This window comes from Bradyrhizobium sp. (assembly GCF_016462955.1).
Classification (GTDB): domain Bacteria; phylum Pseudomonadota; class Alphaproteobacteria; order Rhizobiales; family Xanthobacteraceae; genus Bradyrhizobium.
Window position 1 is genome coordinate 33,238 of the sequence record NZ_JAEMSD010000006.1, and the last position, 14,346, is coordinate 47,583.

The 14,346-nt window shown below is 64.6% G+C and carries 13 protein-coding genes and 1 pseudogene; 6 read left to right on the top strand and 8 right to left on the bottom strand.

Annotated elements, in window-relative coordinates:
• Nucleotides 1-350: 350 nt before the first annotated feature.
• The 3 genes from JHD07_RS01570 to JHD07_RS01580 form a co-directional block, all read right to left on the bottom strand.
• On the bottom strand, nucleotides 351-1,070 hold the full coding sequence (locus tag JHD07_RS01570) for an SDR family oxidoreductase (protein WP_291618327.1): 720 nt from the start codon (nucleotides 1,068-1,070) through the stop codon (nucleotides 351-353).
• Nucleotides 1,071-1,080: 10 nt separating this feature from the next.
• Nucleotides 1,081-2,325 carry an acyl-CoA dehydrogenase family protein gene (locus JHD07_RS01575; protein ID WP_291618301.1) on the bottom strand — a complete coding sequence of 415 codons (1,245 nt, stop codon included), beginning with the start codon at nucleotides 2,323-2,325 and terminating at the stop codon, nucleotides 1,081-1,083.
• Nucleotides 2,326-2,425: 100 nt separating this feature from the next.
• Entirely contained in the window at nucleotides 2,426-3,367 is a 942-nt protein-coding gene (locus JHD07_RS01580) for a helix-turn-helix domain-containing protein (protein WP_291618303.1), read from the bottom strand.
• 313 nt (nucleotides 3,368-3,680) lie between these two features.
• Between JHD07_RS01580 and JHD07_RS01585 the strand changes: the two genes are divergently transcribed.
• The gene (locus JHD07_RS01585; protein ID WP_291618305.1) at nucleotides 3,681-4,016 is read left to right on the top strand and encodes a hypothetical protein; all 336 of its coding nucleotides are present in this window, start codon (nucleotides 3,681-3,683) and stop codon (nucleotides 4,014-4,016) included.
• A gap of 323 nt (nucleotides 4,017-4,339) precedes the next feature.
• Here the strand turns inward: JHD07_RS01585 and JHD07_RS01590 are convergent, their stop codons facing one another.
• Nucleotides 4,340-5,305 (bottom strand): LysR family transcriptional regulator, encoded by a 966-nt coding sequence (locus JHD07_RS01590; protein ID WP_291618329.1) that lies wholly within the window; start codon nucleotides 5,303-5,305, stop codon nucleotides 4,340-4,342.
• A 94-nt stretch (nucleotides 5,306-5,399) separates the two neighbouring features.
• Between JHD07_RS01590 and JHD07_RS01595 the strand changes: the two genes are divergently transcribed.
• The 4 genes from JHD07_RS01595 to JHD07_RS01610 all read left to right on the top strand — a co-directional run bounded on the left by JHD07_RS01595 (nucleotide 5,400) and on the right by JHD07_RS01610 (nucleotide 9,181).
• Nucleotides 5,400-6,422: an NADP-dependent oxidoreductase gene (locus JHD07_RS01595; RefSeq protein ID WP_291618335.1), complete on the top strand. Its 1,023-nt coding sequence runs from the start codon at nucleotides 5,400-5,402 to the stop codon at nucleotides 6,420-6,422.
• Nucleotides 6,419-6,835 carry a hypothetical protein gene (locus tag JHD07_RS01600; RefSeq protein ID WP_291618306.1) on the top strand — a complete coding sequence of 139 codons (417 nt, stop codon included), beginning with the start codon at nucleotides 6,419-6,421 and terminating at the stop codon, nucleotides 6,833-6,835. The genes JHD07_RS01595 and JHD07_RS01600 overlap by 4 nt, the downstream gene beginning before the upstream one ends.
• A 320-nt stretch (nucleotides 6,836-7,155) precedes the next feature.
• Nucleotides 7,156-7,830: a response regulator transcription factor gene (locus tag JHD07_RS01605; protein WP_291618308.1), complete on the top strand. Its 675-nt coding sequence runs from the start codon at nucleotides 7,156-7,158 to the stop codon at nucleotides 7,828-7,830.
• Between the two features lie 85 nt (nucleotides 7,831-7,915).
• The gene (locus tag JHD07_RS01610; protein ID WP_291618342.1) at nucleotides 7,916-9,181 is read left to right on the top strand and encodes an ATP-binding protein; all 1,266 of its coding nucleotides are present in this window, start codon (nucleotides 7,916-7,918) and stop codon (nucleotides 9,179-9,181) included.
• Nucleotides 9,182-9,450: 269 nt separating this feature from the next.
• Here the strand turns inward: JHD07_RS01610 and JHD07_RS01615 are convergent, their stop codons facing one another.
• The 4 genes from JHD07_RS01615 to JHD07_RS01630 form a co-directional block, all read right to left on the bottom strand.
• Nucleotides 9,451-11,106: a TRAP transporter large permease subunit gene (locus JHD07_RS01615; RefSeq protein WP_291618311.1), complete on the bottom strand. Its 1,656-nt coding sequence runs from the start codon at nucleotides 11,104-11,106 to the stop codon at nucleotides 9,451-9,453.
• Between the two features lie 27 nt (nucleotides 11,107-11,133).
• Nucleotides 11,134-11,715, bottom strand: a complete 582-nt coding sequence (locus JHD07_RS01620; protein ID WP_291618313.1) for a TRAP transporter small permease subunit — start codon at nucleotides 11,713-11,715, stop codon at nucleotides 11,134-11,136.
• Between the two features lie 169 nt (nucleotides 11,716-11,884).
• Nucleotides 11,885-12,904 (bottom strand): GTP 3',8-cyclase MoaA, encoded by a 1,020-nt coding sequence (moaA, locus tag JHD07_RS01625; protein WP_291618315.1) that lies wholly within the window; start codon nucleotides 12,902-12,904, stop codon nucleotides 11,885-11,887.
• A gap of 262 nt (nucleotides 12,905-13,166) precedes the next feature.
• Complete coding sequence (locus tag JHD07_RS01630) at nucleotides 13,167-13,859, bottom strand: HAD family hydrolase (protein ID WP_291618317.1); 693 nt, start codon at nucleotides 13,857-13,859, stop codon at nucleotides 13,167-13,169.
• A 227-nt stretch (nucleotides 13,860-14,086) separates the two neighbouring features.
• Here JHD07_RS01630 and JHD07_RS01635 point away from each other — a divergent pair.
• Nucleotides 14,087-14,346 (top strand): annotated as a pseudogene (locus JHD07_RS01635) (ribose-5-phosphate isomerase A); the annotation flags it as partial.

A 14,346-nucleotide genomic window follows, 5' to 3' on the forward strand; every position in this document is an offset into this window, starting at 1 on the left:
ACGGCTACTCCTGGTTCCAGGTGGCCGAGGTCGGTTACGACATCTTCATGGCGCGGCGCTCGCAGAGCTGATCGCAGCACGATCGGACGCAGCGCCCCGGAGCGACGGCTCCGGGGCGTTGTCGTTGCGGCATTTCGAAGGGCATCAAGCAAAAATTCGAAAACAACCCCATGCACAGTAGGCGGGGGTGGCAATATCAATGACTTGGCTGCGTGACGTGAATGACTGCGGAATCAGCGAATTTTTTCTGTGGCGTCGGGCAAAACAGTGGTAGACATGTATCATCGCCTAATCCGAAATCGCGCTCCAGGCCTCGGGCCTCCGACGTGTGAGCATCTCTCCCGCTGCGATCAGATGCGGTGGTGGCCGGCGGCTTGCCCTCCATCAACATGGAGGATCTCGCCGGTCACGAAGTTTGCTCCGTCGAGATAGAGTACCGCATCGACGATGTCGGTGATCTCTCCCATGCGGCCTACAGGATGGAGGCCGGCCAGTGCTTGATGCGCCTCGGGCGGATGCATCGGCGTCTTGATGATCCCCGGGGAGACAGCGTTGACGCGAACACCGGTGCTCGCGTACTCGATCGCGAGGCTCCGCGTGGCCGCGTTCAAGCCTCCTTTCGTGAGGGACGCCAGGGCAGCCGGCACGCTGTTCATCGGCTGGTCGACGAGGCTGGTCGTGATCGTAATGACGTGGCCGCGCCCCTGCTTGCCCATGACGTCGAGCGCCCGCTGGGTCATGTGAAAGAAGCCGGACACGTTCGTCGCCACGTAGGCCTCATAGTCGGCTTGCGAGTAGGCGGTGAATGGCTTTGCCATGAACATGCCGGCATTGTTGACGAGCGTATCGACACGGCCAAATCGCTCCAGCGCCGCACTGAACACGCGCTGCGCCGTTCGGGGGTCACCGACGTCGCCAGGCACCGTCAGGATTTCGGCATCATCGCTTGGCTTGATCGACCGCGAGGTCGCGACGACCCCATAATCTCGCCGCCGGAAGGCCTCGACGATCCCGGCACCGATGCCCTGAGATGCCCCCGTCACGACCGTTACTTTCCGCTCTGTGCTCATGACCTGCCTCTCAAGTTGCGCCGCTTGCCGCAAGTGGATCGTAGTTGCCCTGCCGCAACATCATGTGCAGCTGGCGCCGCCTGACGCCCATATTGCCACCGTCGAAGATGGGCAGAGCCAACGCATCGTTCAGGAGGCGGGCAAACGGTGCTTCATGATCGTAACTGTCGACGCCAACGACGCGCATGAGGTCGGTGATGACGCGCACCGCGGCCTCCGATCCATAAATCTTCGCCTCGATCGCAAGCTCATCCGCGCCCGGCGACTGGGTATCGACGGCATGACAGGCGCGCCAACTCAGATAGCGTGCCGCCTCGATCGTGGTCTTGGCGTCGGCCAGCGCATACCCGACCGCCTGATGCTCGATGATCGGGTGAACACCGCCGCGCTTTTCGGTCTGTGCGAAATGAAGCGCGAATTCGAAAGCCGCGCGCATCAAGGCGACGCCGAAGATGCCGACGAGCGCCGCCGTTCCCGTGAAGGCGGCCGCCGACAGCGCGAGCCCCGCCCCCTCCTGGCCCAGAAGATTGTTGTGTGGCGCCAGGACATCCTGCAGGCCGAACTGCGGCACGAGATGCGCGCGATGGCCAATCGTGTCGATCGCGCGTTCGAACGTCAGTCCCTTGGCTGGTCCTTCGACGGCAATGATGGAGATCGCTTCGGTCGGAGGCGCGACGGCATTGGTTCGGCACACCACGCACAGGATATCCGCGCCGTTGCGATTCCAGCCCGTGGCCGAGGATACCCATTTCTTGCGGCCGTTGATCACCCAGACATCACCCTCCCGCCTGGCATTGGTGCGGACACCTTCGCCGGGTGGAGGCGAGCCGGAATTGGCGCTACCGCCCGGCTCGCTGGAGCAAAAGCCGGCGAGCGGCGCGCCGCGCGTCTTCAGGAACGGCACCAGCAGGCGCTGGCATTGATCGGGCGTGCCGCCGAGCAGGATGGGCAGCAGGCCGAGCACGGTGCCGAGCATCGTGAGCGTCACGCTGGCGTTCACGCTATAGAATTCCTCGGCCAGGATCGCCATGTCGATCAGGCCTTCATTCTCGCCGCCGGTCGGTGCAGGGATGCACTTGCGCAGGAAGCCAGCGGCGACCATGGCTTCGTAAGTGGGCTTGGTTGCAAGAAAACGCTCTTCCGGAGTTGCCAGCAGGTCGGCTCGCCAGACCTCGCTGAGCACCTCTTTGGCGAACTTGCGCGAACTCCTCTGAAGGTCCCGCTGTTGCGTCGTGAGCGTGAAATCGATCGCCATTGCGATGTCCTCTGATGTCAGCCGTGGGGCATGGCTATCCCGGCATCAGAGGAAAATCTTGGACGGCAGCGTCCGATTTCTTGGCGTGGAGTGAACCGGATCAGTCAGCATGCAGGGCCGCACGTCGGAACTCGCGCGGAGCCGATCCGTGACGGCGCTTGAACAGCCGGTTGAAATGGGAGATGTCGCGGAAACCCGAGGCAAAGGCGATTTCGGCGATGGTCCTGTCGGAGGACTTCGGATCAAGCAGCCGGCGCGTGCAGGCTGCGATGCGCCGATCGTTGACGTGTTCGCTGACGGGACGGTCCGTCGTGGCGAACAGGCGGTGGACGTAGCGCTCGGAACAACGGAACGTCGCAGCAAGCGCCGCCGCGCCGAGTTCGGGATCATCGCTGTGGCGCTCGATATGGTCGATCATCATCGATAATAGCACCGGGATGTGCACGCGATCGGCAGACAAATCGGCGAGCACACCAGGCGCATGCGCGATCAGATCAACCACATGCGCACCGATCAGAGACGAGGTCAGGGAACGCTGATGGTCTGTCAGGCAGATTTCGGCATAGCCGGCGAGTGTCTTGGAGAGCGCCCGACCGGCTTCGGTCCGAGACAAATTGAGCCGCGGACGATCGAGCAGCCCGTTCGGCAGCAGCCGCCGCGGTACGGCGAAGCAGAAGAGCTTGAAGTCATGGGAGTTGGCGATCTCGAACGGCTCCGTCGTATCCGCCACCGCCAGGTCGCCGGGTGCGCAGGCCTGCTCGTGGTCGCGTTGCCTCGTACGTCCAAATCCTTCGAGCTGGAGATTGACGAAGCACAGATCCTCGGTGCTGCGGGCAATGTGCGATGCAAGACGAAGCACCGTGTGACGCGTCGCCGTCACCAGCGACACCTGGATCGGAGCAGCGTCAGCCCTAAAAATTGTGCCTTCAAAGGGCTGGTCGGCAATCCGGCGCGGCTCAAGACGGACAAAGGCCGCGGCAAGGTCGTCTGCCCAGCTCCCGAAGGGTTGATCCGCACGTTGCGGCCTGGTGGACCATTCCATGAGCACCCCGAACTGGCTGCGTCTGCAAGAGGGTACCGGCAGGAAATGATATCGCTGGCCTTATGCGGGGTCAAATTGAGCTGACGGCCCCCGTGTTTCAAACAGCTGGCGGCAGGCGCTGGATGGAGCCGCGAGGCTCTAGCTGTCCCTGAGCAGGCGGGCGGAGCTCCGACGCCGGAACCATGGCTTCGTTGCAACGTTTTCCCGGAGCGCGGCAAGGGCCGCGTTCCAGGAGAAACACCAGCTCGCGTCCCATTGCCCGCGAGCTGGCGTCTCCAGCAACGGGAGCGATCCTCGTGTTTCGTCAGCAACAATGAAATGGATGCTCGTGGTTTTGGTCGGCGGCATCACGCCCGTGAATACCGATCTGGTCTTCGACAAGTTCGCGGATTGCCTCGCGGCCGAAGAGCAAATGCGAAAGCACTATTCGGATGCGTTCGAGGCTTGGGACCGTTGGGCGGCCGCGAACATCGAGCGACGACGGGAATATTCGAAAGCTCGCGATCTCCAAGCCAAGAGACTTCTCGGCAATATCGGCACCTGTGTGCCTCACGGTGCCGATGCTCAGAAGCCTGTCGCATCCCCCGATCAGTCGGCTCCCGCGGCACCATCGTCGCAACCGGCACCTCAACCAAACCCGCGATCCTGAATTGAACATCGGAGTGGGACCCACCACGCAGGGGCGGCGGCTTGCTTCGTTGGCACGCGACTGCAGAGGACGTAAGGATTTGTCGTCCGGTCGGCTGGAGCTTTGTCCGAATCCGCGAACCGTCAAACAGATCCTTGCGGAGAGCCGGAGGCGTATGATCTCGGCGAGGCAGTCACGTTCGCAAATGTTGGGGAGGGAGGGCCCTTCGGCGCTAACTTAGTTGTAGGCGGTCAGCTTCGCTGTAAACGACAGAGTATTGAGGCGCCTTTGCCGGCAACCGGCTTCTCGCTTTACAAATGGCGGGCCTGGACGGGAGCCGCCGTTCAGACTTTCGCCGACGAGCGGCGTTGATTGGGGCGCTCCCCGCCGACAGGCGCACGTGGGACTTGCGCGTGCTTTGCCAGCGCCGAGACGAATGTCCGGACGGCAGGGTTCGCCCGACGGCTCTCCGGCCAAAGAGCGGTGAGCGCGTTGCGATCGACGGCATGGGCCGTCAGCACCGGCGTCAACTCGTCGCGCGCAACATGCCCCGCGGCAGCGAAGCTGGCCGCCATGCCGATGCCGCCGCCCGCTGCCACTGCTGCAATCACCGCATCGCTCGCGTCAACGACGATGGCCGAAGCGGGCACGATCTCGATCTCCCGCTCGTTGATGCGGAAGGGCCAACGGAACAGCTGCCCGCTGCTCTGATACCGCAGGTTCACGGTGTCATGATCTGCCAGCTCGTCCGGATGGTGTGGTGTACCTCGTGTGGCGAGGTAAGCGGGAGAAGCATAGGCACAAAGCCGTAATGGCGCGAGGCGGCGGGACAGCAGCCGTGAATCCGCCAGCTCGCCAATACGGACCGCAACGTCGATCCCCTCTTCGACCAGGTCCACATGGCGATCGTCGAGCCGCAAGTCGATCGTGACGGCGGGGTACTGACTCCGAAAGGTGGGCAGCATCGGTGCGATAAGGTGCAGGCCGACCGGGAAGGAGGCGGCGATGCGCAGGATTCCCGCCGGCTCGGCCCGCGTACGCGCCGCCGCCTGTTCGATCTCTTCCGCGTCGCGAAGCAGGCGCAGGGCACGCTCATGCAGATCGCGTCCCTCGGAGGTGAGCGCCAGCGAGCGCGTGGTGCGGGTGAACAAGGCTATCCCGAGCTGGTGCTCCAGGCGTTGAACGCTCTTGCTGACCGCCGATGGCGTGATCCCGAGCGCACGCGCCGCAGCCGCATAGCTGCCGAGCGAGCCCGCTCGCGCGAAAGCAATCAGGCCAGTGAGGCGGTCCAAGGACATTCGTTCCTTCATGGCACTACTGAAGCGAGTTGCCGCGGCATTATCAAGTCTGCTGTCACGCGCTAGCTCCTCGGCCATGACGACGATAGCCCGCGGAGACGAGATGATGAGCAAGTTGATGAAGGCGGTCCGGCTGCATGCGTTCGGCGGGCCGGAGGTGCTGATGTATGAAGATGCGCCGAAGCCCTCCATTGCGTCGGGCGAGGTGCTGGTGCGTGTCCACGCGGCCAGCCTCAATCCGCCCGATCTGTATCTGCGCGACGGCTACCGTGCCCTGCCGCCCGAATGGCATCCCGACCCGGTGTTCCCGCTCATCATCGGCACGGACGTGTCGGGCACGGTCGAAGCAGTCGCGGATGACGTCACCGGCTTCGCTCCGGGAGATGCCGTATTCTCGATGGTGCGCTTCCCCGCGGATTTAATGAAGGGCAGTGGCGCCTATGCGGAGTTCGTGGCCGTCGCGGCGTCCGAGCTGGCGCATAAGCCCGTTGCGGTCGATCATGCGCAGGCGGCCGGCGCCCCGATGTCGCTGCTGACCGCCTGGCAGTTCCTGATCGAGGTCGGACACGACGCGCCCAACCCGTTTCAGCCATACCCGCACCAGCCGGTGCCGCTCGCCGGCAAGACGGTGGTGGTGAATGGCGCCGGCGGCGGTGTTGGCCACCTCCTTGTCCAGCTCGCGAAATGGCAGGGTGCGCGCGTCATCGCCGTGGCCTCGGCCAAGAACGAGGCGTTGATGCAGCAGCTGAGGGTAGATCAGTTCATAGATTATACCAGGCAAGCGGCTGATGAGGTGGTTCGTGATGCAGACCTTGTGGTCGACGCTGTCGGCGGCGCGAACATGGAGCGCTTCCTGCGCATCCTGAAGCCGGGCGGCGCGCTGTTCCTGGTCAACCCGCTTGGCTTTGCCGGTCACGAGCAGGCGCGCGAGCAAGGTATTGTCGTTTCATCGACCCAGGTTCGCTCCAATGGCCCTCAGCTTGCGGAAGCTGGGCGACTGCTTGGGGATGGCACAGTGCGTGTCGTGTTGGACAGCAGCTATCCGTTGGAAGCGGCATCGCGCGCGCACGAGCGCGCCATGCAAGGCAGCATCCAGGGCAAAATCGTCCTGACGGTTCGCAGCGCGTGACCGGTAAATTGCCGCAGGGCAGCCTCGCCTGGTTCGACATGGTGGGTGACGAGATCGTCAAGGCTGCAACCCAACTCGGGCTTCCCCGAGGCCTGCGCATGTCGATCATCGAGCAATACATTGACGGCGCACAGCTCGAAAATGGGCTTTGCCAAGGTCTACGTGTCGATGTTGATGACGGGGCCGTTGCCTGCCGAACGGGCGTCCGTGCTGACGAAACAGCGGACGTCGTGATTGAGGTTACCGGTCCAACCGCGCGACGGCTCAACCTGCTGTTCTGCGCCGACCCGATCTATCGCCTGACGCTGGCCGAGGCTGTTGCCCGAGGCCAGTTGCGGGTCAACGGCGATCTGGGGACGCTCGCACCCATCTTGGACATGGCCCATGACGGTATCGTCAGGCGCACGGTCTGAGCTGTCGCTGCCCACCGCCGGCTACAGTCTCGATCATGCTCGGCATCGCGCACGAGTCGGCAGAACGGTCCCTTCCGGCGCAGCCGTTCGGCGAACCACCTCCCACGGTGAGCCGGATACATCCGCTTTGGAGCGGAGTTGGTAAGGCCTTGTGGTCGCATTGAAGGTCGGCTGTGGGCCGGCGTCTGCCTGACGCGAAGCTGACAGCGCGGTGAACGGAGTCACAAGCGTTTTTCGCTGGCCGAGGCGCCCGGAATGCTGGAAAACAGCGCAGGTGCGGCGCGAGCCGTGCGGTAATCCCGGACATCCGGCAGGATTTGATGCGCCTTCTGATCGTCGAGGACAATGTCGAGCTGTCGCGTCTCGTTGCGGGCGGGCTGGCTGCGGCCGGCTATGAGAGCGACATCGTGGGCAGCGCCGCCGAGGCGCGCGAGGCCGTGAGCAGCGTCAGCTATGCCGCGATGATCCTCGACCTGGGCCTTCCTGATGGCGACGGCCTGTCGGTGCTGCGCGAGCTGCGGCTCGAGATGGCGCCGCTGCCGGTGCTGGTGCTGACGGCGCGCGGCGGCCTGCGGGACCGCGTCACGGGTCTGCGCAGCGGCGCCGACGACTATTTGGCTAAACCGTTCGCGATGGAGGAGTTGGTGGCGCGGCTCGAAGCCATCCTGCGCCGGCCGGGCCAACTGCTCGGCCGCTCGCTATGCCTTGCCAATCTCGTCTACGACACCGAGAGCCGCCAGATATTCGTCGACGACCAGCCGCGGACGATCTCCGCGCGCGAGACCTCGGTGCTGGAGATCCTGCTGCGCCGGCAGGGACGGGTGGTGCCGAAGAAACACGTCGAGGACCATATCTTCGGGCTCGAGGGCGAGGTCGCCTCCAACGCGGTCGAGGTCTACGTCTCGCGGCTGCGCAAGCAGCTGGCCGAGCACGGGGCCAAGGTGGTGATCCACACCATCCGCGGGGTCGGCTATCTCATGGCCGAGGAAAAATAGCGTGGCTCTCGGCCGGCATGCCGGATCATTCGCGTTCAAATCGCTGATCTGGCGAATCGTCTTCCTGCACATCGTCGCGGTCGCGATGGTCGCGATCGTTCTGCCCCTGGTGCTGTTCTGGCTGCTCGATTCCGAGATCGAGCAGTTGCACCGCGACGGCATGCGCGCCCAGGCCGAGGTGCTGGCGGAGCGCATCGTCGCTCTTCCGGACGGCTCGCTGACGTTCAACCTGCCGGACAGCCTCAAGGGACTCTATTCGGAGGCTTACGGCCGCTATCAATACGACATTCGCGATGACGACGGCCGGTTGCTGTTTTCCTCGCACCGGCGGCCCGGGGCCGTGGCACGCCGGCCGTCCGAAACCATCTCCGGCGCCGGCGTCACACGGAATGTTGCCGGCAAGACGCTGCGCATCCAGGTCGCCGAGGACCTGTCGCACCGCGACGTCATCATCGACGACATCGTCTCGAACTTCTTCCGGAGGGTGGGGTGGATCACCATCCCGATCCTCCTGGTCCTGCTTGCCACCGACATCATTATCTTCCGCCGCGCCATTGCGCCGCTGTGGAGGGCCTCGCAGGAGGCCAGCAATATCGGCCCGGCGCGCACCGACATAAGGCTGCCGACGGCCCAGATCCCGCGCGAGATCATGCCGCTGGTCACCGCCGTGAACCAGGCGCTGGACCGTCTCGAGGGAGGTTTTCGCGTGCAGCGGCAGTTCACCGCGGACGCCGCGCATCAGCTGCGCACGCCGCTCGCGATCCTGCGCACCCGGATCGAGACGCTGAACGACGGCGTGGCCCGGCAGGCGCTGCTGGCCGACATCGAAGCCATGAGCCGCATCGTAGCCCAGTTGCTGGAGATCGCCGAGCTCGATACGCTGGTGCTCGATCCCGGCGACACCGCGGATTTGCGCGCCGTTTGCGCCGAGGTGGTCGGTGCGATCGCGCCGCTTGCGATCGCGCAGCACAAGGAGATCGCATTGAAGGGCACTGACGCGCCGGTCCTGATCCACGGCAATTCGGAGATGCTCCAGCGCGCGATCTTCAACCTCGCCGAAAACGCCATCAAGTTCACGGCCAGCAGCACGTCCGTGGATGTCGAGGTGCGTGCTGACGGCTCGGTTCGCGTGCGTGACCACGGCCCGGGAATCGCGGAGGCCGAGCGCGAGCTCATCTTCCAACGCTTCTGGCGCGCCGACCGCCGGCGCAGCGACGGCGCGGGGTTGGGGCTGTCGATCGTGCGCGCGGTGGCGGACGATCACGCGGCGACGGTGGCGGTCGCAAATCTCCCCGGCGGCGGCGCGGAGTTCACGCTGCGATTCAGGTTGGCGGACAGCAGCATCCACTGACCCTCCCCTGAAGGGAGCGATCGCATATGGGAGCGATTTCGCGTGTGGCCATCCTTCGAGACGCCCGCCGTTGGCGGGCCCTCAGGACGAGGACGGCGTGCGCGGCAGCGGTTTCAGCGGACACCGGTGCCACCCAGCCTCACCCCCTGAGGAGACCGCGCAGCGGTCGTCTCGAAGGGCGAGGCGTGCGCCCAGGCTCCCCCAAGAATTGATATGCAATAGCCCTGCCCTAGAAGGGCAGGGCTAAGAGCGCGATTGCGCTCGCGGCGCTACTTCTGCGGTGGGCCGAGATCCAGCGGCGGCAGGTCGAACTGCGGCACCTCGATCTTGATCGTAGAGGGATCGATGTTGGTCTGGACGCCCTTGTAGTGCATCACCATCGCGGGGAACGCGATCACCAGGCCCACCATGATGACCTGGATGACGACGAACGGCACCGCGCCCCAATAGATCTGGCCGGTGGTGACGGGGTCCATCCGCTTGCCGGTGACGCGATCGGTGTAGCGTTCCTTCGGCGCCACCGAGCGGAGATAAAACAGCGCGAAGCCGAACGGCGGGTGCATGAACGAGGTCTGCATGTTGACGCCGAGAATGACGCCGAACCAGATCAGGTCGATGCCGAGCTTCTCGGCGGCCGGCCCCAGCAGCGGGATCACGATGAAGGCCAGCTCGAAGAAGTCGAGGAAGAAGGCCAGGATGAACACGAGCACGTTGACGAAGATCAGGAAGCCGACCTGGCCGCCGGGCAGCGACGTCAGCAGGTGCTCGACCCAGACGTGCCCGTTGACGCCATAGAAGGTGAGCGAAAAGATCCGGGCGCCGACCAGGATGAAGATCACGAAAGCCGACAGCTTGGCGGTCGATTCCGTGGCCTGACGGATCAAGTCCCAGGTCAGGCGCCGCTTCACGGCGCCCAGGATGAGGGCGCCGGCGGCACCCATGGCGCCGCCTTCGGTCGGGGTCGCGATGCCGATGAAGATCGTGCCCAGCACCAGGAAGATCAGGAACAGCGGCGGCACCATGACGAAGGTGGTCTGCTGCGCCATTTTCGAGAGGAAACGGAAGCCGGTCAGCTTGTCGATGATCCAGTTCAGCACCGCGACGGCGAAGGCGAAGACGATGCCGTAGAACATGCTGAGCACCACGTAGTCTGCGCCGTGCACGCTCGAATTGCGCATCATGAACCAACCGAACACGCAGCTGGCGAGGAACAGCATGCCGAGCGACACCAGGCCGCGGTCGCCGTTCTCCTCGCGGAAGCCGATGGCGTCCTTCGGCAGGCCAGGCGTGGCCGCGGGGAAGATCATGCTGACGAGGAAGGCGTAGCCGGCATAGAGGGCGGCGAGCACGAGGCCCGGGATGAAGGCGCCTTCGTACATGTCGCCGACGGACTTGCCGAGCTGGTCGGCCATCACAATCAGGACGAGCGAGGGCGGAATGATTTGCGCCAGCGTTCCGGACGCGGCGATGACGCCGGCGGCGACGCGGCGGTCATAGCCATAGCGCAGCATGATCGGCAGCGAGATCAGGCCCATCGAGATCACGGACGCCGCGACCACGCCGGTCGTCGCAGCGAGCAATGCGCCGACGAAGATCACGGCATAGGCGAGGCCGCCGCGGATGGTGCCGAACAGCTGGCCGATGGTGTCGAGCAGGTCCTCGGCCATGCCCGACCGCTCCAGCACCAATCCCATGAAGGTGAAGAAGGGAATTGCGAGCAGGGTGTCGTTGTTCATCACGCCGTAGACGCGCTCCGGCAGGGCCTGGAGGAAGTCGGGGTGGAACTGGCCGAGCTCGACGCCGATGATGGCGAAGAACAGGCCGACGGCGCCGAGCGAGAAGGCTGCCGGGTAACCCAGCAGCAGCATGACGACCAGCGACACGAACATGATGGGCGCCATATTGGCGATGATGAATGCGGTCATGGATTCCCCCTACACCGTCGCCAACGGCTACTTCTTCTCGATCGCTTCGACGAGATGCTCGACTTCCGCCTCGAGCGCCGACACCTGCGATTCGTGCGGGTCCGATATCAAGCCGCGCATCACGGCAATCCGCTTGATCAGCTCGGAGATGCCTTGCACCAGCAGGAAGGCAAACCCGATCATGATCAGGGCCTTGGCGGGCCATTGCGGCAGGCCGCCGGCATTGCCGGATTGCTCGTTGATCTCGAAGGAGCGCAGGAAGAACGGCACTCCTGTGACGATCATGACGATGCAGATCGGAGCGAGGAAGAACACGTGACCGACCACGTCGATGACGTTGCGCGCCTTCTTCGACATCGCGTTGCTCACGATGTCGATGCGGATGTGCTCATTGTCGAGCAGCGTCCATGGCGCACAGAGCAGGAAGACGATGCTGAACAGCACCCATTGCAGTTCGAGCCACGAATTGGACGAGGTGTCGAACGTCTTGCGGATGATCGCGTTGACCGCCGAAATGATCACGGCGAGCAGGATCAGCCACGCAATGCGTTTGCCGGTCCAGCGCGTGAACGCGTCGATCCTGCTGCTCAACTTAAGGAGCGCTTGCAACGATAGGTCCTCCCCCGATTGTGCCCCGGCCGTCTTGACTGCGCCGAGTTGGCGCGTGGCTTGTCTCGCCGCGCAGGCATGAGGCAGCCGCACCAAACCAGCGGGCGTGCCGTCAGTCAATCGGAAGTTTGTTGATAGTTAAGGGGAATAAGGCCGAAGCTGTGGGGAGTTAGCCGCCGGTGACGCTCATGTGCCTGGAGACGCTGGGACGGTCGTGGCGGCGGTCGATGATGAAATCGTGCCCCTTGGGCTTCAGCCCGATGGCGCGGTCGATCGCATCCGCAAGCAATTGATCATCGCTGGATGCACGCAGAGGTTTACGCAAATCGGAGGCATCCTCGTGGCCGAGGCAGGTATGCAGCGTGCCGGTGCAGGTGATCCGAACCCGGTTGCAGGATTCGCAGAAATTGTGGGTCATCGGCGTGATGAAGCCAAGCTTGCCGCCGGTCTCTGCGACGCTGACATAGCGCGCCGGCCCGCCGGTGCTCTCGGCCAGATCCGTCAGCGTGAATTGCTGGGCGAGGCGGGCGCGCACCAGGGACAGCGGCAGATATTGGTCGATCCGGCCCGACCCGATCTCGCCCATCGGCATCACCTCGATCAGCGTCAGGCCCATGTTCTTGCCGTGGGCCCAGCGCATCAGTTCGGGCAGCTCGTCCTCGTTGAGGTTCTTGAGGGCGACGGCGTTGATCTTCACGGCAAGCCCGGCGGCGCGTGCGGCCTCGATGCCTTCCAGCACCTTGTCGATCTCGCCCCAGCGGGTGATCTCGCGAAATTTTCCTGGGTCGAGCGTGTCGAGCGAGACGTTGATGCGGCGGATACCGCAATCGGCGAGCTCCCGGGCGTGCTTGGCCAGCTGGGTGCCGTTGGTGGTGAGCGTGAGCTCGCTCAAGGCGCCGCTCGCAAGATGCCGCGACAGCGAGCGCACCAGGCTCATGACGTTGCGACGGACCAGGGGCTCGCCGCCGGTCAGCCGCAGCTTCTTCACGCCCTTGGCGATGAAGGCCGTGCACAGCCGGTCGAGCTCCTCCAGCGTCAGCAGGTCTGCCTTGGGCAGGAACGTCATGTCTTCGGACATGCAGTAGAAGCAGCGCAGGTCGCATCGGTCAGTGACCGAGACACGCAAATAGCTGATGGTCCGCCCGAACGGATCGGTCATCGGGGTCGACAATGCGGCGGATCCGTTCATGCGCGAGGCCTTGTCACTTGTGCGACGGGCGCACCTTTGCTTCAGCGGTGCGTTCGACGCAATCTAAGCATCGGACGCGGCAAGGACAATCGGGTGGTATCAGCGGGGGGCCTCTGCGCGGGATGCAGCGTCGGCGCGTTCGCTGTGCTTGCCCGCCGGTTCCGCGCAGCGCCGGCGAACGCTGGCTTCGAGGTGGGGCAGGCCGTCGTCTGTGAAACAACCCGTTCGATGTCGGGCGTAGCTGCTGAAAACTATAGTTCTATCAATTGCTTGTCGTGACCTTTGCCGTCATCAGGCTGCTGACGGCCTCCGGCAGGTCGCGCATGTGGTGGATCAGGCGGTCCGGCTTCAGCTCGGCGATCGGCACGTCGGTGTAGCCGAAGCTGACCCCGATCACGGGCACCCCGGCGCGCCGGGCGACCCCGACGTCGGTTCCGGCATCGCCGACCATGATGCTGGCCTTCACATCCCCGCCGGCGCGCGCCACCGTCTCGCGAAAGATTGTCGGATCCGGCTTCTGGACGCCAAACGTGTCGGCGCCGCAGATCGCGGCAAAGCGGCGGGTGAGGTCGAGCTGGTCGAGCAATCGCTTGGATAGCCATTCCAGCTTGTTGGTGCAGACCGCGAGGCGATGGCCCTGGGCGGCAAACTGGTCCAGTGCGGTCTCAAGTCCCTCGAAGGGGCGGGATTCGACCGCGATATGGTCGGCGTAATAGGCGATGAAATCCGCCGTCATCCGGTCCATGTCGGCGGGGGTGACGGTGCGGCCCTCGGCCTCCAGCCCGCGCTCGATAAGCTTGCGGGCGCCGGCGCCGATCATGTTGCGGGCCGAGGCCATCGGCACCGGCGGCAGGCCTTCGCGGTCAAGCACGTAATTAAGGGCGGTGATCAGGTCGGGCGCCGTATCCACGAGCGTGCCGTCGAGATCGAAGACGAGGGTGTAGAGCGAGGTCATGGCCCCAGCGCTATCGGGCCGTCCGGACCGACGCAAGGGCCGGCGTCATAAGTTCACCTTATAAGGGCGACGCAAAGGCCTGTTCCCGCGGGAAAAACGAGGCTACATAGGCCGCCGCAACCGGCTGTGCCGGCGGCACTCTCGATCCGGAGGCAGGCGCAGACGTGAACATGGACCAGTTGAAGCGGCAGGCTGCGGCGCGCGCGCTGGAAGAGGTGCGCGACGGCATGCAGCTCGGGCTCGGCACGGGCTCGACCGCGAAGCATTTCGTCGAGCTGCTCGGCGAGCGGGTCGCCGCCGGGCTCAAGGTGATCGGCGTGCCGACCTCCGAGGCGACGCGGGCCGATGCTGAGCGCTGCGGCGTGCCGCTGACGACGCTCGACGAGATCGACCATCTCGACCTCACCGTGGACGGCGCCGACGAGATCGACCCCGAGCTCAATCTGATCAAGGGCGGCGGCGGAGCGCTGCTGCGCGAGAAGATCGT

Excerpts from the sequence above, each read along its gene's own strand:
- JHD07_RS01570 (WP_291618327.1), bottom strand. The coding sequence starts at position 1,070 with ATGAGCACAGAGCGGAAAGTAACGGTCGTGACGGGGGCATCTCAGGGC.
- JHD07_RS01575 (WP_291618301.1), bottom strand. The coding sequence starts at position 2,325 with ATGGCGATCGATTTCACGCTCACGACGCAACAGCGGGACCTTCAGAGG.
- JHD07_RS01580 (WP_291618303.1), bottom strand. The coding sequence starts at position 3,367 with ATGGAATGGTCCACCAGGCCGCAACGTGCGGATCAACCCTTCGGGAGC.
- JHD07_RS01585 (WP_291618305.1), top strand. The coding sequence starts at position 3,681 with ATGAAATGGATGCTCGTGGTTTTGGTCGGCGGCATCACGCCCGTGAAT.
- JHD07_RS01590 (WP_291618329.1), bottom strand. The coding sequence starts at position 5,305 with ATGAAGGAACGAATGTCCTTGGACCGCCTCACTGGCCTGATTGCTTTC.
- JHD07_RS01595 (WP_291618335.1), top strand. The coding sequence starts at position 5,400 with ATGAGCAAGTTGATGAAGGCGGTCCGGCTGCATGCGTTCGGCGGGCCG.
- JHD07_RS01605 (WP_291618308.1), top strand. The coding sequence starts at position 7,156 with ATGCGCCTTCTGATCGTCGAGGACAATGTCGAGCTGTCGCGTCTCGTT.
- JHD07_RS01610 (WP_291618342.1), top strand. The coding sequence starts at position 7,916 with ATGGTCGCGATCGTTCTGCCCCTGGTGCTGTTCTGGCTGCTCGATTCC.
- JHD07_RS01615 (WP_291618311.1), bottom strand. The coding sequence starts at position 11,106 with ATGACCGCATTCATCATCGCCAATATGGCGCCCATCATGTTCGTGTCG.
- moaA (WP_291618315.1), bottom strand. The coding sequence starts at position 12,904 with ATGAACGGATCCGCCGCATTGTCGACCCCGATGACCGATCCGTTCGGG.
- JHD07_RS01630 (WP_291618317.1), bottom strand. The coding sequence starts at position 13,859 with ATGACCTCGCTCTACACCCTCGTCTTCGATCTCGACGGCACGCTCGTG.